At 42.1% G+C, this 23315-nt stretch carries 9 protein-coding genes, 1 tRNA gene and 1 pseudogene; 1 reads left to right on the top strand and 10 read right to left on the bottom strand.

Annotated elements, in window-relative coordinates; translation table 11 throughout:
- Nucleotides 1-17: 17 nt before the first annotated feature.
- The 8 genes and pseudogenes from ACPUVN_RS12740 to ACPUVN_RS12775 all read right to left on the bottom strand — a co-directional run bounded on the left by ACPUVN_RS12740 (nucleotide 18) and on the right by ACPUVN_RS12775 (nucleotide 20332).
- Complete coding sequence (locus ACPUVN_RS12740; RefSeq protein WP_426369214.1) at nucleotides 18-1391, bottom strand: HlyD family type I secretion periplasmic adaptor subunit; 1374 nt, start codon at nucleotides 1389-1391, stop codon at nucleotides 18-20.
- Nucleotides 1388-3562 (bottom strand): type I secretion system permease/ATPase, encoded by a 2175-nt coding sequence (locus ACPUVN_RS12745; protein WP_426359945.1) that lies wholly within the window; start codon nucleotides 3560-3562, stop codon nucleotides 1388-1390. The genes ACPUVN_RS12740 and ACPUVN_RS12745 overlap by 4 nt, the downstream gene beginning before the upstream one ends.
- A 99-nt stretch (nucleotides 3563-3661) precedes the next feature.
- Nucleotides 3662-15208: an Ig-like domain-containing protein gene (locus ACPUVN_RS12750; RefSeq protein WP_426369215.1), complete on the bottom strand. Its 11547-nt coding sequence runs from the start codon at nucleotides 15206-15208 to the stop codon at nucleotides 3662-3664.
- 280 nt (nucleotides 15209-15488) lie between these two features.
- Complete coding sequence (locus ACPUVN_RS12755) at nucleotides 15489-16070, bottom strand: PEP-CTERM sorting domain-containing protein (RefSeq protein WP_426359943.1); 582 nt, start codon at nucleotides 16068-16070, stop codon at nucleotides 15489-15491.
- A 323-nt stretch (nucleotides 16071-16393) separates the two neighbouring features.
- Nucleotides 16394-17473: a glycoside hydrolase family 26 protein gene (locus tag ACPUVN_RS12760; protein ID WP_426369216.1), complete on the bottom strand. Its 1080-nt coding sequence runs from the start codon at nucleotides 17471-17473 to the stop codon at nucleotides 16394-16396.
- Between the two features lie 375 nt (nucleotides 17474-17848).
- On the bottom strand, nucleotides 17849-18127 hold the full coding sequence (locus ACPUVN_RS12765) for a peptidylprolyl isomerase (RefSeq protein ID WP_426359941.1): 279 nt from the start codon (nucleotides 18125-18127) through the stop codon (nucleotides 17849-17851).
- A gap of 151 nt (nucleotides 18128-18278) precedes the next feature.
- Nucleotides 18279-18363: transfer RNA gene (locus ACPUVN_RS12770), tRNA-Leu, on the bottom strand.
- 497 nt (nucleotides 18364-18860) lie between these two features.
- Nucleotides 18861-20332 (bottom strand): annotated as a pseudogene (locus ACPUVN_RS12775) (NAD-dependent succinate-semialdehyde dehydrogenase).
- 210 nt (nucleotides 20333-20542) lie between these two features.
- Between ACPUVN_RS12775 and ACPUVN_RS12780 the strand changes: the two are divergent.
- The gene (locus ACPUVN_RS12780; protein WP_426359939.1) at nucleotides 20543-21046 is read left to right on the top strand and encodes an RDD family protein; all 504 of its coding nucleotides are present in this window, start codon (nucleotides 20543-20545) and stop codon (nucleotides 21044-21046) included.
- Nucleotides 21047-21081: 35 nt separating this feature from the next.
- On the opposite strand, the gene lptG is transcribed toward ACPUVN_RS12780, so the two are convergent.
- Nucleotides 21082-22146, bottom strand: coding sequence for an LPS export ABC transporter permease LptG (lptG, locus tag ACPUVN_RS12785; protein WP_426360536.1), 1065 nt, complete (start codon nucleotides 22144-22146; stop codon nucleotides 21082-21084).
- Nucleotides 22143-23288, bottom strand: coding sequence for an LPS export ABC transporter permease LptF (gene lptF, locus ACPUVN_RS12790; RefSeq protein ID WP_426359938.1), 1146 nt, complete (start codon nucleotides 23286-23288; stop codon nucleotides 22143-22145). Before lptF ends, lptG begins: the two co-directional genes overlap by 4 nt.
- Nucleotides 23289-23315: the final 27 nt, after the last annotated feature.

The following is a 23315-nucleotide window of genomic DNA, read 5'->3' on the forward strand; positions in this document are numbered from 1 at the left end:
AACACTAAAATCATACTCTATCTTTCTCTCAAGGCGGCTTCGTTGGCACGTAATATTGGGTTCAATATATATTCTAATATTGTCCGCTTACCGGTAATTACATCTACATTACTCAGCATCCCTGGAATAATAGGCATTTCTTCGTTGTTTTTATTTCTAATACTTGATGCTTCTGTTTTAACTCGTATTATATAAAAACTATTTCCTTCCTTATCTTGGGTTGTGTCAGCACTAATATGCACAACCTTCCCTTTTAAACCACCGTATCTTGCAAAGTCATACGCGGTGATTTTCACAACAGCAGGTAAACCTGGATAAATAAAGCCTATATCTCTAGGGGTTACTTTTGCTTCAACCATTAACATATCTTCTGTAGGTACAATTTCTACAATTGTTTCCCCTGGCTTTACAACGCCACCTAACGTATTAATATATATGGTTTTAATTGTACCTACAACAGGTGATACAATTTGTGCTTTGGTTACTTTATCTTGAGCTCCAACTTGCGCTTCGTTTATTCTAGACAGCGTATTTTGTAACTCATTTAATTTTGCTCTTGCTTCAGCGCGATAAGCTAAAGCGGTTTCACGGCGATTAAGTATTGATTCTTGCAAGGCTGATCTTAATTTAGGTGACAATAACTGTATACCGTCTAACTCACCTTTTAATTCGTTAACACTGCGTTCAAGCTTATATAATTCTATTTTTGACACAATATTTTTCTGTGCCAAAGGTCGAGTTAAATCGAGCTCTTTACTGGCTAAACTATAACTAACTTTTAAAGTGGCTATTTTAGAATCAAGTTCAGCAATTTCTTGCTCACGTTGCTGTATTTTCTGGTATTGTATGGCTAATTGGTTAATTAAATTATCTAACCGTCCTGCATATTCGTCTTGTTGTCTCTCAACGAGAAGACCTGCCTTTTCATTCAAATCTTCTGGATAAATAGGAATTTGTTTATTTATATCTATTTGCAGTTTCCAATCATCATTTACACCCACTAAAATACTCGACAATTCTGCTCTCAATCGAATGATGTTAGCTCTTAAACTGTCAACTTCTTGCTTTTGCTCTGCAAAGTCAGAACGAAAACGTGTATCGTCAATTCTCGCAATAGGCTGACCTTTGACAACTTGCATACCTTCTTGAACAAAAAGCTTTTCAAGTACACCACCATCTAAACTTTGAATAATTTGTATTTGTGATGAAGGGATAACCTTACCTGAGCCCGAAGTAACTTTCTCTAATGAGGAAAAACTTGCCCATAAGATAAAGCTGAAGAGTAATCCTGCCATTGCCCATATAGTTAATCGATGTAAGCTCGGCACTTCTGTTAACATCGCGCCGTATACATCGTCTGCCATTTCTAGATCTTTTTGGCTTACTTTCAAAGTGAACCCTCCTGATCTACTTTCTCGCCTTTAAGCTGTTTTAAAACAACATCTTTTGGACCATCAACAACAAGTTTTCCATTTTCGATAACAATAATGCGATCAACTAAGTGTAAAAGCTCTGTTTTATGGGTGATAAGTAATAAGGTACGTTCATTGGCAGTGGCAGAAAGTGACTTTATAAATTGTTTTTCTGCTCTCGCATCAAGACTTGCTGTAGGTTCATCAAGTAATAATATTTGAGGCGTATTAAGAATAGCTCTAGCTAAAGCAATGGACTGACGTTGACCTCTTGATAATGCATTACCACTTTCACCGACTTGGCGATCAAGCCCTTGCGCTTCGTGATCAGTAAAGGCGCTTACACCTGAAAGCTGTACAGCTCTGATCAATTGATATTCTGTGACTTGACGAGTACCAAATAAAATATTATCGCGAATAGTACCGTGAAAAAGAGTGATATCTTGTGGTAGATAACCCACATTACGACGTAAATCACTTGGGTGTATTTGTTGATGATTCAAACCATCAAAACGAATACTACCACTGGTTGTTTGGTATAAGCCGAGTAATAACTTTGCTAAGGTGGTTTTGCCTGATCCATTACGACCAATGATGGCAATTTTCTCACCTTGCTTGATGTTAACCGACATTTTATGCAAGGTTTCAACATCCGTTCCAGGATAGGTAAAACTGATATTATCTGCAGAAATATTGCCTGATAATTTAGTACGACTGGCTAAGTGTCCTTTATCTTCAAACTCGCCTTTCTCTTGCATTAAGCTATCAAGTTGACGTAATGCACTTATTGTTTGATTTGAACGTGTCATTAAGCCTGCTAATTTTGCAATAGGAGATATAGCTCTACTTGTTAACATGACCGCTGCAATGATCCCACCCATCGATATTAGGTTTTCAGAAACACGATAAACACCAAGTACAACTACCGCAACAACAGATACTTGTAAAATGAAGCTAGCAAAGTTAACCACTGAGTTAGTAATAACTTTTGATTTAAGTAACCATGTTGATGTATGACCAACCATTTGCTGCCAAGCATTTTGTACAACACCTTCTGCACCATTCGCTTTAATTGATTCGACAGCGCCTAAACACTCAATCAAGTGACCATGACGCAAACCAGAAAACTTATTACTTTCTTCAATAGCGGCTCTAAGCTTAGGTTGCTTTAAGACGGTATAACCGATAATAAGCAAAGATGAAATGATAGGAAATAAAACTAAATCACCTGCCACCAGCCAAATACAAAACATAAATAAAAATGAAAAAGGTAGATCGACCAATGCAGTTATTGTCGCCGAGGAAAAGAACTCCCTCACGTTATCAAATTCACTTATTTGCTTAGCCATTCCACCAATACTTGGTGCTCTTTTTTCAAGAGGGATCCCGATAACTTTGGCAAACAATTTAGATGATACTTCAATGTCTATTTTCTTACCTGCGACATCAATGAGATAGCCACGTAACTGCTTTAAGATGAAATCGAATATATAAGCAATACCCGCACCAATAGCAAGTACCCAAAGGGATTCAAATGCTAAGTTAGGTACAACTTTGTCGTAAATATTCATGATAAATAATGGTGAAACTAAAGCAAAAATGTTCACCATAATCGATGCAATAATTACATCGCGATAAATAGGTGCTGCTGCTCTTAAATGCTTGAATAACCAATATTCTGTTGTGTCATTTATATGTACATCAAATTCTCTATCGCCTCGATATTGTTGCTTAATCAGGAACAGATAACCGACGTAATTAGATTCTAACTCTTCTATTGTTAAACGTTCTTCACCACCTGTTTCAGGTAAGGTAACAATTGCTTTGTTTTCTTCTATATTCAGTTCTTGTAAAACACAGGCACTTTTGTCTTTCAACATTAAAATACATGGTAATAACATTGAAGGCAGTTCGTTTAAGCCTTTACGCACAAGTTTTGCACTAAGACCTGCTCTTGAAGCTGCTTGAGGTAATAATTCAGGTGACATGTTATTACTGGTTATAGGTAACCCAGCAGTCAACGCTTCGGCGGAACAAGGGTTCCCGAAGTGTTCAGTAAGAAGTACTAAGCTATCAAGCAATGGATCAGAATTTAAACGCTGTGAAGCATTAATTCTCCATTGTGACGATGGTTCTACTGTGGATTGCAATGAATGTGAATTCCTATAAAAGCGCTAAACAGTAACACAGCATAAACTGTGCTACTTATTCAGTATGTTAATATATTGTTAACCAGATAAAAAGTCTAATTATAATATATCGGTTGAGTCCATCTCAGCAAGAGTTGGTGCAGATGGTGCTGCGGCATCACTTACAATAATTGCACCATCAGCTAACAATCCATTGGTAACTTGTTGACTTGTATCGTCACTCTCAATCGTAACTAACTCGACTGTTTCATCATTTAATGCATCATTTTCACCTGCTATGAATCCATCATTTAATGCAGTGGCCCCTTCTACTTCGTCAAATGCTAAGTAATCATCAAGAGAATTATTTGCATCATCACTTAATAGATCACTTAAATCAGGCTGCTCATCATTTACAGCAGTTTGGCTAAATTCACTACTAGCTACAAGACTACTTTTTATAAGTGATGTATCTATAGTACTTGTATCAAAACTTCCATCATCTTTAACAGGTGTAGAACTTGGAACACTTGTGTCAATAGTTAAAGTTGAGGTATTACTTGCATAGTCACTATCCGTTACTTTGTAAATAACATCAGGAACTTCTCCACTAAACCCGTCTGTAGGTTCAAAAATAAAGCTACCATCAGAATTAAGAGTGAAATCACCTTCAGTTAACTCCGCTGTTTGACCCGCCTTATACAATACGCCATTAACTCTAAATTCTTTAACTGAAAGGTCTAATTCATAGCTCATATTGTCAGGCCATGTTAAACCATAGCTAAATGCATTATCGAGAACATTACCTGTTGTATCTTTAGTCGTTTCATTAGCATCATTCAAACCAGGCGTTAAATAAATAGTCAGATCAGCAGTATCTATTTCTGGGTTATTTATATCACCATCTTGTATGGTGTAAGTAAATACGTCACTGACTCCTCCGCCTACAGGCATCTCAATGTCGGGGTTAGATGTATAACTGTATATACCTGTATCATCTATAGTTAATGATCCGTATTCAGTTGTAATAACAAATGACGTATCAGTATCATTAAACACATATTCATCACCATTATGCGATATAGATATAAGATTTATAACGCCGTCAGCTGAAATATCCTTATTATCACCTGAACTGCCTGAAAGAATAATACTGCCCCCAACTTTACTCGTTGGGATATCACCATTGTCATTTTGAATAAGTGAAATATAATTATTATCGTCATTCGCGATAGGCGCTGTATCAATAACACTTATAGTCGCAGTCGCTGTGCTGGTGTCCTCACCATCACTTAAGGTGTACTCAAAACTTGGCGTGGTATCACCTGGCTCAGAACCGGTGTTGGTGTAGCTAAATTCACCTTGGGCATTGATGCGCAACGTATCACCGTTAATATCGACACTCACAAAACCGCTATCAACATTGTCATCAAACACTAAATCAATACCGTTTACTTGCGTGATCGTTAACGTGTCGTTGTCCGCGTCACTGTCGATAACACCATCGCCATCATCGTGGCTGATCACGTTACCTGAAACGGTTTCACCTTCATTCACACTGAAGTTGTCATCGGTCGCAATCGGTGCAGTGTTTGGGATGATCACCGGCACATCCGTCACCGCGATCGTCACCGTCGCTGTGCTTGTGTCTTCGCCATCACTTAAGGTGTAGTCAAACGTTGGCGCATCATCACCTGGCTCAAAACCGGTATTAGTGTACTCAAAGTCACCCGCGGCGTTGATACGTAATGTACCGCCTTCGACCGCTACGTCTGCAAAACCATCGGCGCCAAACACTAAATCAATACCGTTCACTTGCGTGATCGTTAATGGGTCGCCATCGACATCACTGTCGGCTGCGCCGCCTGTGGTGTCGTTGATCACGTTGCCGCTGACCGTTTGGCCTTCGTCAACGCTGTAATTATCATTCACAGCAGTTGGTGCAGTGTTCGGGATGATCACCGGCACATCCGTCACCGCGATCGTCACCGTCGCTGTGCTTGTGTCTTCGCCATCACTTAAGGTGTAGTCAAACGTTGGCGCATCATCACCGGGCTCAAAACCGGTATTAGTGTACTCAAATTCACCCGCAGCGTTGATACGTAATGTACCGCCTTCGACCGCTACGTCTGCAAAACCATCGGCGCCAAACACTAAATCAATACCGTTCACTTGCGTGATCGTTAATGGGTCGCCATCGACATCACTGTCGGCTGCGCCGCCTGTGGTGTCGTTGATCACGTTGCCGCTGACCGTTTGGCCTTCGTCAACGCTGTAATTATCATTCACAGCAGTTGGTGCAGTGTTCGGGATGATCACCGGCACATCCGTCACCGCGATCGTCACCGTCGCTGTGCTTGTGTCTTCGCCATCACTTAAGGTGTAGTCAAACGTTGGCGCATCATCACCGGGCTCAAAACCGGTATTAGTGTACTCAAATTCACCCGCAGCGTTGATACGTAATGTACCGCCTTCGACCGCTACGTCTGCAAAACCATCGGCGCCAAACACTAAATCAATACCGTTCACTTGCGTGACCGTTAATGGGTCGCCATCGACATCACTGTCGGCTGCGCCGCCTGTGGTGTCGTTGATCGCGTTGCCGCTGACCGTTTGGCCTTCGTCAACGCTGTAATTATCATTCACAGCAGTCGGTGCAGTGTTCGGGATGATCACCGGCACATCCGTCACCGCGATCGTCACCGTCGCTGTGCTTGTGTCTTCGCCATCACTTAAGGTGTAGTCAAACGTTGGGACAGCATCACCTGGCTCAAAACCGGTGTTTGTATACTCAAAATCACCCGCAGCGTTGATACGTAATGTACCGCCTTCGACCGCTACGTCTGCAAAACCATCGGCGCCAAACACTAAATCAATACCGTTTACTTGCGTGATCGTTAATGGGTCGCCATCGACATCACTGTCGGCTGTGCCGCCTGTGGTGTCGTTGATCACGTTGCCGCTGACCGTTTGGCCTTCGTCAACGCTGTAATTATCATTCACAGCAGTTGGTGCAGTGTTCGGGATGATCACCGGCACATCCGTCACCGCGATCGTCACCGTCGCTGTGCTTGTGGCTTCACCATCACTTAAGGTGTAGTCAAACGTTGGCGCATCATCACCGGGCTCAAAACCGGTATTAGTGTACTCAAAGTCACCCGCGACGTTGATACGTAATGTACCGCCTTCGACCGCTACGTCTGCAAAACCATCGGCGCCAAACACTAAATCAATACCGTTCACTTGCGTGATCGTTAATGGGTCGCCATCGACATCACTGTCGGCTGTGCCGCCTGTGGTGTCGTTGATCACGTTGCCGCTGACCGTTTGGCCTTCGTCAACGCTGTAATTATCATTCACAGCAGTCGGTGCAGTGTTCGGGATGATCACCGGCACATCCGTCACCGCGATCGTCACCGTCGCTGTGCTTGTGTCTTCGCCATCACTTAAGGTGTAGTCAAACGTTGGGACAGCATCACCTGGCTCAAAACCGGTGTTTGTATACTCAAAATCACCCGCAGCGTTGATACGTAATGTACCGCCTTCGACCGCTACGTCTGCAAAACCATCGGCGCCAAACACTAAATCAATACCGTTCACTTGCGTGATCGTTAATGGGTCGCCATCGACATCACTGTCGGCTGCGCCGCCTGTGGTGTCGTTGATCGCGTTGCCGCTGACCGTTTGGCCTTCGTCAACGCTGTAATTATCATTCACAGCAGTCGGTGCAGTGTTCGGGATGATCACCGGCACATCCGTCACCGCGATCGTCACCGTCGCTGTGCTTGTGTCTTCGCCATCACTTAAGGTGTAGTCAAACGTTGGGACAGCATCACCTGGCTCAAAACCGGTGTTTGTATACTCAAAATCACCCGCAGCGTTGATACGTAATGTACCGCCTTCGACCGCTACGTCTGCAAAACCATCGGCGCCAAACACTAAATCAATACCGTTTACTTGCGTGACCGTTAATGGGTCGCCATCGACATCACTGTCGGCTGCGCCGCCTGTGGTGTCGTTGATCGCGTTGCCGCTGACCGTTTGGCCTTCGTCAACGCTGTAATTATCATTCACAGCAGTCGGTGCAGTGTTCGGGATGATCACCGGCACATCCGTCACCGCGATCGTCACCGTCGCTGTGCTTGTGTCTTCGCCATCACTTAAGGTGTAGTCAAACGTTGGGACAGCATCACCTGGCTCAAAACCGGTGTTTGTATACTCAAAATCACCCGCAGCGTTGATACGTAATGTACCGCCTTCGACCGCTACGTCTGCAAAACCATCGGCGCCAAACACTAAATCAATACCGTTCACTTGCGTGATCGTTAATGGGTCGCCATCGACATCACTGTCGGCTGTGCCGCCTGTGGTGTCGTTGATCACGTTGCCGCTGACCGTTTGGCCTTCGTCAACGCTGTAATTATCATTCACAGCAGTCGGTGCAGTGTTCGGGATGATCACCGGCACATCCGTCACCGCGATCGTCACCGTCGCTGTGCTTGTGTCTTCGCCATCACTTAAGGTGTAGTCAAACGTTGGGACAGCATCACCTGGCTCAAAACCGGTGTTTGTATACTCAAAATCACCCGCAGCGTTGATACGTAATGTACCGCCTTCGACCGCTACGTCTGCAAAACCATCGGCGCCAAACACTAAATCAATACCGTTCACTTGCGTGATCGTTAATGGGTCGCCATCGACATCACTGTCGGCTGCGCCGCCTGTGGTGTCGTTGATCGCGTTGCCGCTGACCGTTTGGCCTTCGTCAACGCTGTAATTATCATTCACAGCAGTCGGTGCAGTGTTCGGGATGATCACCGGCACATCCGTCACCGCGATCGTCACCGTCGCTGTGCTTGTGTCTTCGCCATCACTTAAGGTGTAGTCAAACGTTGGGACAGCATCACCTGGCTCAAAACCGGTGTTTGTATACTCAAAATCACCCGCAGCGTTGATACGTAATGTACCGCCTTCGACCGCTACGTCTGCAAAACCATCGGCGCCAAACACTAAATCAATACCGTTCACTTGCGTGACCGTTAATGGGTCGCCATCGACATCACTGTCGGCTGCGCCGCCTGTGGTGTCGTTGATCGCGTTGCCGCTGACCGTTTGGCCTTCGTCAACGCTGTAATTATCATTCACAGCAGTCGGTGCAGTGTTCGGGATGATCACCGGCACATCCGTCACCGCGATCGTCACCGTCGCTGTGCTTGTGTCTTCGCCATCACTTAAGGTGTAGTCAAACGTTGGGACAGCATCACCTGGCTCAAAACCGGTGTTTGTATACTCAAAATCACCCGCAGCGTTGATACGTAATGTACCGCCTTCGACCGCTACGTCTGCAAAACCATCGGCGCCAAACACTAAATCAATACCGTTCACTTGCGTGATCGTTAATGGGTCGCCATCGACATCACTGTCGGCTGTGCCGCCTGTGGTGTCGTTGATCACGTTGCCGCTGACCGTTTGGCCTTCGTCAACGCTGTAATTATCATTCACAGCAGTCGGTGCAGTGTTTGGGATGATCACCGGCACATCCGTCACCGCGATCGTCACCGTCGCTGTGCTTGTGTCTTCGCCATCACTTAAGGTGTAGTCAAACGTTGGCGCATCATCACCTGGCTCAAAACCGGTATTAGTGTACTCAAAGTCACCCGCGGCGTTGATACGTAATGTACCGCCTTCGACCGCTACGTCTGCAAAACCATCGGCGCCAAACACTAAATCAATACCGTTCACTTGCGTGACCGTTAATGGGTCGCCATCGACATCACTGTCGGCTGCGCCGCCTGTGGTGTCGTTGATCGCGTTGCCGCTGACCGTTTGGCCTTCGTCAACGCTGTAATTATCATTCACAGCAGTCGGTGCAGTGTTCGGGATGATCACCGGCACATCCGTCACCGCGATCGTCACCGTCGCTGTGCTTGTGTCTTCGCCATCACTTAAGGTGTAGTCAAACGTTGGGACAGCATCACCTGGCTCAAAACCGGTGTTTGTATACTCAAAATCACCCGCAGCGTTGATACGTAATGTACCGCCTTCGACCGCTACGTCTGCAAAACCATCGGCGCCAAACACTAAATCAATACCGTTCACTTGCGTGATCGTTAATGGGTCGCCATCGACATCACTGTCGGCTGTGCCGCCTGTGGTGTCGTTGATCACGTTGCCGCTGACCGTTTGGCCTTCGTCAACGCTGTAATTATCATTCACAGCAGTCGGTGCAGTGTTTGGGATGATCACCGGCACATCCGTCACCGCGATCGTCACCGTCGCTGTGCTTGTGTCTTCGCCATCACTTAAGGTGTAGTCAAACGTTGGCGCATCATCACCTGGCTCAAAACCGGTATTAGTGTACTCAAAGTCACCCGCGGCGTTGATACGTAATGTACCGCCTTCGACCGCTACGTCTGCAAAACCATCGGCGCCAAACACTAAATCAATACCGTTCACTTGCGTGATCGTTAATGGGTCGCCATCGACATCACTGTCGGCTGCGCCGCCTGTGGTGTCGTTGATCACGTTGCCGCTGACCGTTTGGCCTTCGTCAACGCTGTAATTATCATTCACAGCAGTTGGTGCAGTGTTCGGGATGATCACCGGCACATCCGTCACCGCGATCGTCACCGTCGCTGTGCTTGTGGCTTCGCCATCACTTAACGTGTAGTCAAACGTTGGCGCATCATCACCTGGCTCAAAACCGGTATTAGTGTACTCAAATTCACCCGCAGCGTTGATACGTAATGTACCGCCTTCGACCGCTACGTCTGCAAAACCATCCGCGCCAAACACTAAATCAATACCGTTCACTTGCGTGACCGTTAATGGGTCGCCATCGACATCACTGTCGGCTGCGCCGCCTGTGGTGTCGTTGATCATGTTGCCGCTGACCGTTTGGCCTTCGTCAACGCTGTAATTATCATTCACAGCAGTCGGTGCAGTGTTTGGGATGATCACCGGCACATCGGTCACGGTAATGCTGACGCTGGCTGTGCTGATATCGCTGCCATCACTTAAGGTGTAGTCAAACGTTGGCGCATCATCACCTGGCTCAAAACCGGTGTTTGTATACTCAAAGTCACCTGCGGCGTTGATATGTAATGTACCGCCTTCGACCGCTACGTCTGCAAAACCATCGGCGCCAAACACTAAATCAATACCGTTCACTTGCGTGATCGTTAATGGGTCGCCATCGACATCACTGTCGGCTGCGCCGCCTGTGGTGTCGTTGATCACGTTGCCGCTGACCGTTTGGCCTTCGTCAACGCTGTAATTATCATTCACAGCAGTCGGTGCAGTGTTCGGGATGATCACCGGCACATCCGTCACCGCGATCGTCACCGTCGCTGTGCTTGTGTCTTCGCCATCACTTAAGGTGTAGTCAAACGTTGGGACAGCATCACCTGGCTCAAAACCGGTGTTTGTATACTCAAAATCACCCGCAGCCTTGATACGTAATGTACCGCCTTCGACCGCTACGTCTGCAAAACCATCGGCGCCAAACACTAAATCAATACCGTTCACTTGCGTGACCGTTAATGGGTCGCCATCGACATCACTGTCGGCTGCGCCGCCTGTGGTGTCGTTGATCGCGTTGCCGCTGACCGTTTGGCCTTCGTCAACGCTGTAATTATCATTCACAGCAGTCGGTGCAGTGTTCGGGATGATCACCGGCACATCCGTCACCGCGATCGTCACCGTCGCTGTGCTTGTGTCTTCGCCATCACTTAAGGTGTAGTCAAACGTTGGGACAGCATCACCTGGCTCAAAACCGGTATTAGTGTACTCAAATTCACCCGCAGCCTTGATACGTAATGTACCGCCTTCGACCGCTACGTCTGCAAAACCATCCGCGCCAAACACTAAATCAATACCGTTCACTTGCGTGACCGTTAATGGGTCGCCATCGACATCACTGTCGGCTGCGCCGCCTGTGGTGTCGTTGATCATGTTGCCGCTGACCGTTTGGCCTTCGTCAACGCTGTAATTATCATTCACAGCAGTCGGTGCAGTGTTTGGGATGATCACCGGCACATCGGTCACGGTAATGCTGACGCTGGCTGTGCTGATATCGCTGCCATCACTTAAGGTGTAGTCAAACGTTGGCGCATCATCACCTGGCTCAAAACCGGTGTTTGTATACTCAAAGTCACCTGCGGCGTTGATATGTAATGTACCGCCTTCGACCGCTACGTCTGCAAAACCATCGGCGCCAAACACTAAATCAATACCGTTCACTTGCGTGATCGTTAATGGGTCGCCATCGACATCACTGTCGGCTGCGCCGCCTGTGGTGTCGTTGATCACGTTGCCGCTGACCGTTTGGCCTTCGTCAACGCTGTAATTATCATTCACAGCAGTCGGTGCATCATTTACTGGTTCTACTGTTATCGTCAGCGTCGATGTTTGTGTATCGCCCGCACCATCCGTTACTGTGTAACTTATTTCGGGTAAGTCTCCGTTGAAATTGTCAGCGGGTATGAAGGTATAACTACCGTCTTCGTTTAAGGTGAAGTCACCTTCATCAAGTTGAGTGGTTGCGCCAACAACCACTTCAACGCCACCGATCACAACACTGGTGATGGTTAATGGTCCATCTGGACTTGAAGCATTATCTAATACGTTACCTGAAGTCGGCGTATCTTCTTGTACTGAAATCGTTTCACCATCGTCAGTTAGATCTGACTCTGGCGTTACGCTTATTGCTAGCGTCGAGGTTTGTGTATCGCCCGCAGCATCCGTCACTGTGTAACTGATTTCGGGTAAGTCACCGTTGAAATTATCGGCGGGTACGAAGGTGTAACTGCCATCTTCGTTAAGTGTAAACGCACCTTCATCAAGCTGAGTGGTTGCGCCAACAGCCACTTCAACACCACCGATCACAACACTGGTGATAGTTAATGGTCCGTCTGGACTTGAAGCGTTATCTAATACGTTACCTGAAGTTGGCGTATCTTCTTGTACTGAAATCGTTTCACTATCGTCGGTTAGATCTGATACTGGCGTCACGCTGATAGCGATAGTCGAGGTTTGTGTATCGCCCGCAGCATCCGTTACTGTGTAACTGATTTCGGGTAAGTCACCGTTGAAATTGTCAGCGGGTACAAAGGTGTAACTGCCATCTTCATTTAATGTGAAATCACCTTCATCAAGTTGAGTGGTTGCGCCAACAACCACTTCAACACCACCGATCACAACACTCGTGATGATTAATGGTCCGTCTGGACTTGAAGCGTTATCTAATACGTTACCTGAAGTCGGCGTATCTTCTTGTATTGAAATCGTTTCACCATCGTCGGTAAGATCTGACACGGGTGTTACGCTGATAGCAAGAGTAGAGGTTTGTGTATCGCCCGCCCCATCCGTTACTGTGTAACTGATTTCTGGTAAGTCACCGTTAAAATTATCGGCGGGTACGAATGTGTAACTGCCATCTTCGTTAAGTGTAAACGCACCTTCATCAAGCTGAGTTGTTGCGCCAACAGCCACTTCAACACCACCGATCACAACACTGGTGATGGTTAATGGTCCGTCTGGACTTGAAGCGTTATCTAATACGTTACCTGAAGTGGGTGTATCTTCTTGTACTGAAATCGTTTCACCATCGTCGGTTAGATCTGACTCTGGCGTTACGCTTATTGCTAGCGTCGAGGTTTGTGTATCGCCCGCAGCATCCGTCACTGTGTAACTGATTTCGGGTAAGTCACCGTTGAAATTATCGGCGGGTACGAAGGTGTAACTGCCATCTTCGTTAAGTGTAAACGCACCTTCATCAAGCTGAGTGGTTGCGCCAACAACCACTTCAACACCACCGATCACAACACTGGTGATGGTTATAGGTCCGTCTGGACTTGAAGCGTTATCTAATACGTTACCTGAAGTCGGCGTATCTTCTTGTACTGAAATCGTTTCACTATCGTCGGTTAGATCTGATACTGGCGTCACGCTGATAGCGATAGTCGAGGTTTGTGTATCGCCCGCCCCATCCGTTACTGTGTAACTGATTTCGGGTAAGTCACCGTTGAAATTGTCAGCGGGTACAAAGGTGTAACTGCCATCTTCATTTAATGTGAAATCACCTTCATCAAGTTGAGTGGTTGCGCCAACAACCACTTCAACACCACCGATCACAACACTCGTGATGATTAATGGTCCGTCTGGACTTGAAGCGTTATCTAATACGTTACCTGAAGTGGGTGTATCTTCTTGTATTGAAATCGTTTCACCATCGTCGGTAAGATCTGACACGGGTGTTACGCTGATAGCAAGAGTAGAGGTTTGTGTATCGCCCGCCCCATCCGTTACTGTGTAACTGATTTCTGGTAAGTCACCGTTAAAATTATCGGCGGGTACGAATGTGTAACTGCCATCTTCGTTAAGTGTAAACGCACCTTCATCAAGCTGAGTTGTTGCGCCAACAGCCACTTCAACACCACCGATCACAACACTGGTGATGGTTAATGGTCCGTCTGGACTTGAAGCGTTATCTAATACGTTACCTGAAGTGGGTGTATCTTCTTGTACTGAAATCGTTTCACCATCGTCGGTTAGATCTGACTCTGGCGTTACGCTTATTGCTAGCGTCGAGGTTTGTGTATCGCCCGCAGCATCCGTCACTGTGTAACTGATTTCGGGTAAGTCACCGTTGAAATTATCGGCGGGTACGAAGGTGTAACTGCCATCTTCGTTAAGTGTAAACGCACCTTCATCAAGCTGAGTGGTTGCGTCAACACCCACTTCAACACCACCGATCACAACACTGGTGATGGTTATAGGTCCGTCTGGACTTGAAGCGTTATCTAATACGTTACCTGAAGTCGGTGTATCTTCATTAACTGATAGGGTTTCACCATCATCTATAAGATCACTTACTGGGGTAACCGTAATTGATAAGGTTCCTGTAGCGTCAGTATTAGTTGTATATGTTATTAAAGGAAGTTCGCCATTCCAATTACTTAGAGGGGTAAAAATAAAGCTTCCGTCTGAGTTTATGGTTAAGCTTCCGCCTTCTACTTCAGCTGTTTGACCACTGAGGTAATCAGTTGCGTCACCTGATATGGTGAAAGACTGGACAGTTAAATCATCGTTAGCATCAATGTCATTATCAAGTACATTACCTTGAGCCACTTGATCTTCATCTATAGTAATTTGATCGTTTTGAGTAAACGTTAAATCTGATGCTTCATTTAATGGGTCTGGGTCATTATTTAAAATAATAGCAGCTGTATTTGCGGGTTCAGTCGTATCATATCGAGCTTGTGCTAGAAGTTCTTCAGCATCTCGGTCTAATGTTACAAAACTAGTACCTGCGTTATTTAAAACACCACCTGCTGCAGTATCAGGAAGTTCAACATCATCACCTGATTCGATTAAGTCTTGAATAGCATTAATATCATCAAGTAGATCGTCGGTGGGTTCTAAGGCAATAGTTTCGTCTGCAATTTGTATATCAACACTTTCATCTGTTATTGAGTTACCTGATACAACTTCTTCACTACCATCTTCATAAACAAGAGTTATTGCACTCTCTTTAGGTAATATAAGTAGCATCCCTTGTTGCACTTTATCGCCTGTACTCAGAAGTGTATTTTTATCCAAGTCCGTATGGATGACCCCTTTAACATCAATAACATCAGCATTCTTTGGGGCTATAAATTGTTGCATTTACTTAACACTCCTAATAATTATTTTAATTTTTTACTATTTTTAACATATGGAAGTAAACATTTTGGATCACGGCTAGAGGTTTGTTATACAAATAATAAAAAACAATTGTCATCTTGATTATATTCTAAGCAAGTTAGAAATTTAATATTTATTTTGTAACATTAATGACTGGTTTAACAATAAATAATTCATTATAGCAGAATTATATTTACACAATAAAAAATGGCGATATATTTCTATATCGCCATTCTAAATAAAAACTAAAGGGTATAAATGGTTACTTCTTAAAGTAACGTCTACCAAAAGCTAATAACGCTAATGAGAAAATAGCTAATGAAGAAGGTTCTGGTACGCTCACAGCTGAACTACTAAAAACATAGTTAATTTTATTCTCGCTTCCAGATCCTGGTAATGCACGATCTTGAACCCAAGCAGATGCATCTCCTCTAGTATCAAGAGTGCCATCAGAACCATTATAGAAACCATCAAGGTTATTATCAATTATAAGACTTTCATCTAATTGAACATAACTGTTATGAATTCTATCGTACCAAGCTTCATGCTCTACAACATCTTCTACTGTACTGATTGCGTACAAGTCACTAAAAGATAACTCACCAAAAATGGCTTCAGCTGCAGTGATACCTGAATAAATTTTTGCTGCATCTCCTGTTGTACCATCACCATTACCATCGAGGTAACTTGGGCCTGATGCCATATCATATTCACCAATATAGAACCATTCCACGCCTGATGCATCACTAACGATATCGTTTACATTTAATATACCTGCATTAGCCATACTAGAAGAAAACAATACAAAACTAGCGAATACGATATTTAAAAATTTAATGTTCATACAACCTCTCAGATTTCCTAATTACAGGAATTTTATTATTGAACAATTGAAAATACTTACAAGTGACATTTCAATGCAAAAATTGTTCCAATAAATAAATACTTATATATATCAAAATCATAAAATAAACTATAAAAATAAAATAAATGCATTGTCAAAAATACTGACAATAAATAAAACTTAAAATATGTAAATTCAAAAGTATTAATCACTTATTATCTATATCTTATTGTACTGCCAATAGATAAAAACTAAAATAATTACTTTTCATTATTGAGATAACTAAACAATTTAAGCTCAAATATTTATACTAATTTCGATAATTAATTTTCTAATGGTACAAATCTAAAGTCATCTGCGTGTAACCAAACAGGATCAGCGATCTCTTGAATATACTTATCACTAACCACACTATTTTTTTCTAATCTTGCATCTTTCCAATTATGCCATGAAAAGCCTAATTCATTAGACCAAAAATTCCAATCCCAATTTATATAGCTTATTGCTTTAATTTGAGGATATTCTTTAATCATGTCAAAGAAAGGTTGATACCAATCCATCCAGCTTTTAATTCCATCATCAACACCAACATAGCGTGGAGTTGTTTCACCAATCATAACCGGCTTTCCATGCTTCTGTGCATCTCGATAAAACTCACCAAGCCAAGGGTTAGTTATTTCTTGTGGTGAAAAGATATCAACTCCCCACCAATCAACTACATCATCTCCAGGATAATAGTTCATCAATGCTTCTTTCGAAATAAACCCAGCAGATCCACCTGCGCTGCACCAAACTGTTGCTATATTTTTAATCTTGCTTGAACGAACTTTTTCAGTGATTAACCTAAAGGCTCCAATAAAGCCTTCTGGTGTATAGTTATTCCACTTACCTTCGAATTCATATCCAATTCGTAAATATGTTGGAGTATTTAGATCTGCTAAAGCATTTATAAAATGTTTTATTTGTTCATCAAATTCACCTTGAGATAAACGTTCTGCTTCGCCTGAACCATTATCCTTACCAGATGTTAAATTTACACCAATTTGAAGAACAACATTGGTGTCTTTCATCGCAGTAATTTCAGCTTTAACTTTTTTATGCCAATTAATAACTTCATCAGTAGATTGTGTGAGTGAAACATACGTCATATACATCAAAGGCTTACTATTATTAGGCATTAAATCACTATAACGGTTATAACTGTCTATATCCTGCCCTGCCCCATGTATAATCCCAAACTCAGGTTCTAATTTAGCACCGAAATTTAATCTCTGTTTATAATCACTTTTAGCCACAATATTAACTTGCTGTAGATTATCTAATTTATTGCTACTGACATTACTTAGGTTGTTAGAACAAGCTACAGTTACTAATACCAATAATATGAAATAAAGATGTTTCATCTATTTACCTCTTTTTAAAGTTTGTTTTATTTAATAATAAATCATTTAATGTCATTATGACCATAAGATTCATAAATAAACAAATTATTTAAAATAAATATTGATGAATTAAACATGTAGTGCATATAGCGAGTAATTAAGAAGCAAAGCATTTAATTTAAAACTACCCTGCTGACAGGTAAATCATTGAATTGACAAAGGGGACAATAGAATTTCACTTAACCTTACTTATTTATAATTCTAATATTTTTGATATAAAAAAGCCCCTACTCTTTCAAATCAAGGCTTTCAATATGGTACCAGCTCTCGGACTCGAACCAACACGTCTTACGACAGGGGTTTTGAAAAGAACATTAATTTCAAAACAGTTACAAATTAAGTCCTATAAAGCACCTTTATTACATGCCAACCAAATTTAGTTTTAACCAGGTGTGGTTCCAATATTGCACCGTTAAATGCAATTTTATCAAATTGCGGAACCATAGTGCCGCGTTTAAACTCACCTAAGTCACCGCCCTTTTTACCAGTAGGACATGACGAATACTTTTTAGCTAACGTCTGAAACTTAGCTCCCTTCCCTAATTGCTTGAGAATGTCTTCTGCAATTTCTTTGTGTTTAACTAATATGTGGAGTGCGTAAGCTGTAGCTGCCATAAAAAACCTTTCTAATACCAATAGATAACTAAATCTAAACAGGAAAAACATTGAACCTCAATAGATCCTATATCGACTCATAAGCCATTTATTTAAATCTTATTTTTTAACATAAAAAAGCCCTGACTCTTTAGAATCAGGGCTTTCAATATGGTACCGGAAGACGGACTTGAACCGTCACGCCCGAAGGCAACGGATTTTGAATCCGTCGTGTCTACCAATTCCACCACACCGGCAATAAGAGGAAGTAAACGTTAGTTTACAAAGCAATAAGCTTTATATAAAAACCAATAGCTTTATAAACTACTCTGAAATATTCATTCAAACGTTTCAGAGAGCGGCATTATACGAAATACTCAGGTGTTAGCAATAGTTTTTACAAAACAATGAGTTTAGATGTTGTTTATTTGACCGTATAAGGCTGTTACTCGAAAAATGATGGCTTGCTCGATCGTTCACATTTAGGAAGTCCACAGTGCAATATAAATTAGGTCTTATTTCAAACATCACAATTATTCAGGTTTAAGTTTAAGTTTCATTCATTTTAAATGACGATAGTTAAGCTATTTCATCAGAGATTATGACAACATAATAAATATTGAAAGTACTAATTCCTTATATAATTCATTAGCCCATAAGCATACTGACGTAAGATTAAGAGATTAAAATAACTATCGTATTTACTAAAATCACTTTCCAGTTACAGCTTTACTATAACTTCACAACACTTCAATTATTTATCTAAGCCGCCCATACATAAATATTTAATTTCTAAATAATCGTCTAACCCGTATTTAGATCCTTCTCGACCACTTCCTGATTGTTTTACGCCACCAAAAGGTGCTGCCACATTGGAGATTAATCCTTCATTAATGCCAATCATACCAAATTCCAACTCTTCAGATACACGCCAAATACGACCAATATCTCTTGAATAGAAATAAGCTGCTAAACCATATTCAGTATCATTAGCCATAGCGATAACTTCAGCTTCTGTTTCAAAGCTTATAATAGGTGAAATAGGACCAAATATTTCATTGCTAGCAACAGGCATCTCATTAGTAACATTTGTTAAAATTGTAGGTTGATAGAAGCTTTCACCCGAGGCACCTCTTTTACCGCCAAGTATAAGTTTGGCGCCAGCAGCGACAGAGTCATTAACAAGTTTATCAACACCGTCCACGGCATCACTCGATATCATAGGTCCTACAGTCACACCATCAGCTAAACCATTACCTACAGATAAAGCAGCAACAGCCACTGAGAATTTATCAGTAAACTGTTCAAGCACCGATTTTTGAACAAAAATTCTATTTGTACACACGCAAGTTTGGCCTGCATTACGGTACTTTGATACCAGAGCACCTTGAACTGCGGCATCAATGTCTGCATCATCAAAAACAATAAAAGGCGCGTTACCACCTAGCTCCATGGATACTTTTTTCACGGTAGTTGCACATTGACTTATCAGAGCTTTGCCTACTTGTGTTGAACCCGTAAAAGTAAATTTAGCTACATCAGGATGTTGAGTTAATACTTCTCCCATACCGCGAGCGTCTTCTCCAACAACAACATTAAATACGCCAGCAGGAATACCCGCCCTTTCAGCCAATTCAGCCATTGCTAATGCCGACAAAGGTGTTTGCGTTGCAGGACGAACCACAAAAGTACAACCTGCAGCTAAGGCTGCAGCGGCTTTTCTTGCGATCATAGCATTAGGAAAATTCCATGGAGTGATTGAAGCGACTACACCTACAGGTTGTTTGATTACAACAATACGCTTATCACCTGATGGACCAGGAATAGTATCACCATAAACACGCTTACCTTCTTCAGCAACCCATTCAATAAATGAAGCACCGTAGCCAATTTCACCTTTTGCTTCAGCAAGAGGCTTGCCCTGCTCTAACGTTAATATTTTTCCGAGGTCGTCTGATGTTGTATCATTAAATTAAACCAATTACGTAATAAAATAGAACGTTCATTGGCTGACTTAGACGACCACATTTTTAAGGCACTTTTAGCGGCTTTTACTGCTAGCTCAGTTTCTATTACACCTGCATTATTTACATTTGCTACTAATTCATTGTTAGCAGGATTAATTACTGCGAACTGTGTTTCACTTCTGTGCCAGCCACCATTAATATAAGACGAGTTTTTTACTAAAGTATTATCTTGTAAACCTAATGATTTTTGCTCTTTCATGAATGTGTCCGTTATTAACTGATATAAGTTTAAGTTAGATGGTGAAATTCAATACTGAATCTTCACATTATCATAATACCTTACTGCAGATTTAAATTATTCCGTTAGGTTAAACAGCCTTATTTTACTTTTATTAATAATTATTATGTAAAATAATGCGATTTAACAGCGCTCTTTGATAGACTACTCAAATTATTCAAAGGTATTCTCATGACTTCTATAAATTATAACGATTTCCCACGCGCAGGCTTTAGACGCCGCATGGCCTGTTGGATGTACGACTTCCTCACCTCAGTAGCTGTTTACATGGTAGCAGGACTGATCTCATTCTGTATATTCATGCTGTTTAACAATTTAGGCTTTATAGATATGGGTGAATATGAGCATTTAATTGAAGTGCAACAAAACTCAGTTTTATACAGCGGATTAATTTATAGTTGGAACTTCTTCTGGGTAGCTTTTTTCTTTGTCTGGTTTTGGAATAGAAGTGGTCAAACTATTGGAATGAAAGCATGGCGTTTACGTGTTCAAAATTTAGATGGCAGCTTAATATCTAAAAAAACAGGGCTAAAAAGATTACTTCCTACTTTGATAGGTTTTGGTAATTTCGCAGTAATATTTGATAGAAAAAACAAGCTAAGCTTGCAAGATAGATTGACACAAACTGAAGTGGTTGTATTACCGATTGAAGTAAGTAGAGCTAAAAACAGATAGCTCTACTAGCGAGTAACTTCGTGCATATCTAAGACCTAACTTGGTTTTCGCTGCATCAGGTACAGCGCGACACTCACGAATATGATGCTTGGCATAACGGCCCCAAATAAAGGTGGCAATTGATAAACCAAGCTCATAGAGCCCATCACTTCATTACTAATGTAAAACAATATACCTGTAGCAACACCCATCATAATTCTTGCGCCCATTGATACTGAGCGCAACGGGCCAAAAATAAACGACAGCGCCACTAACAACATAACAGCAACCGTTATCGGCTGAACTATTTTACGCCAAAAGGCTAATTGGTAACGGCTGGTATCTTGTTCATTATCTTCTAAGTATTGAAGGTAGTCAGACAAACCGCTTATCGACAATGACTCAGGCGTTATAACACCTAACTTGTCTGGTGTTAATGATGAGCGCCAAGGCTTAACGGCTAAAGTTTCTGAAGTGATATTTTCATCGGTTACAAAGGTTTCAACAACCCCCGTTAATACCCAATTTTCTGTTTTGTAATGAGCACTTTCAGCAGCAATCCAGCTGGATAGCTTTAACTGTTCATTAAATTTATATATTTGAATATTACTTAATTCGCCATGCTCTTTTATTTCACCAATGTGAACAAAGTAATCGCCATCTTTTGCCCAGACCCCATTTTTAGATGATACTAAACTACCACCTGAAATAGCTTGAGCTCTAATTTCACGTGCAGCGGCTTCACCTCTTGGTGCTAACCATTCGCCTACTGCCATACTGATCAATATCATAATAACAGCAGTTTTCATTACAGATTTAATAATATCTAAGCGCGACCAGCCAGAAGCTTGCATCACCACCAATTCACTATTACTCGCCAGCATTCCAATACCGATCAGCCCACCAATTAAAGTTGCCATAGGAAAGAAGATTTCAATATCACGAGGTATCGCATATAAAACATAAAGAGCCGCATGAGATAAATCGTAATTACCACGCCCTACGGCTTTCATTTGCTCAACAAACTTAATAATGCCACTTAAACTAACAAAAACAGACAAGGTAATAGCCGTAGTTGAAGCTATTATTTTTCCGATGTATACATCAAGTATTTTCATTATGCTGCTGCTTTTTTACGTGGAAAAGAAGGAAGTATCGATTTAACTTTTAAGCCTGCACTTCTGTGCTGAAGTATTAAAATAACACCTAAAATAAAAGCACATATATGAACTGGCCATAAACCAACAGCACTTGGAATAGCTCCACTTTCCATCGCCGAACGTGAAGCCGTTAATAATAAGAAATAACTTAAAAATAAAATAAGAGCAGGTAACATTTTACCAAACTTTCCTTGGCGAGGATTAACAGAGCTTAGCGGTACTGCAATTAAAGTAACCACTAAACATACTAATGGAAATGCCATACGCCATTGAATTTCAGCTCGATATTCTGTTTGGAGTTCACTGTCGTCTTCATCAAAGAGTTTATGAGTTGAAATAGCACTTAACTTACGACGTTTATGTTCAACTTTTTGATCTTGTATTTGAATATAATATTTACTGAAAGCAACTTCTCTAAATTCTTTATTCTTTTCATCGTTTTGATAACGAATACCATCGGTTAATACTAAACGCTGAGATCCAGTGTCTTCTTCGATAACTTGACCTTTAGCTGCATACACTAAACTTGCATTAATAATGCTTTCATTGGTGAGATTTTCACTGGGAAGTTGTGCTACGAATACTTTATTGAGGGTTGACGAAGCATTGTCTTTATCATGAATAAATACAACAGCTTTTTCGTTACCTGTTTTTTGAAAGCGCCCTGCCATTAAAGAACTTAAACCTGAGTCGGCAGCAAGCTCTTCTTTAACCTGATATTCATATTCAGACGCAAAAGGAGCTAAATGTAAGGTAAATATCCCCGTAATAATCGCAGTAACTAAGCCTACGACCAAGGTTACTCGCACAACATACCATTCACTTATGCCACAAGCGTGTAAAACCGCCATTTCGTTATCTGCGTAAATACGTCCGTATGCCAGCAAAATACCTAAAAATAAACTCAAAGGTAAAATCATGCCTGCTAAATCAGGGATCTTTAAAGCGATAAATATCATCACCAAGTGACCTGGTATACCACCTTCTGATGCATCGTCTAAAATACGTACAAATTTATTGCTAATAAATATCGCCATAAGTACAAAAAATACAGCAAGCTGTGTTTTAGCAACTTCTTTTAATAAATAGCGAAAAATAATCACAAATAGATCCTATAAATAACGGTGTTT

Origin of the sequence: Pseudocolwellia antarctica (assembly GCF_049933045.1) — a bacterium.
Taxonomy (GTDB): domain Bacteria; phylum Pseudomonadota; class Gammaproteobacteria; order Enterobacterales; family Alteromonadaceae; genus Pseudocolwellia.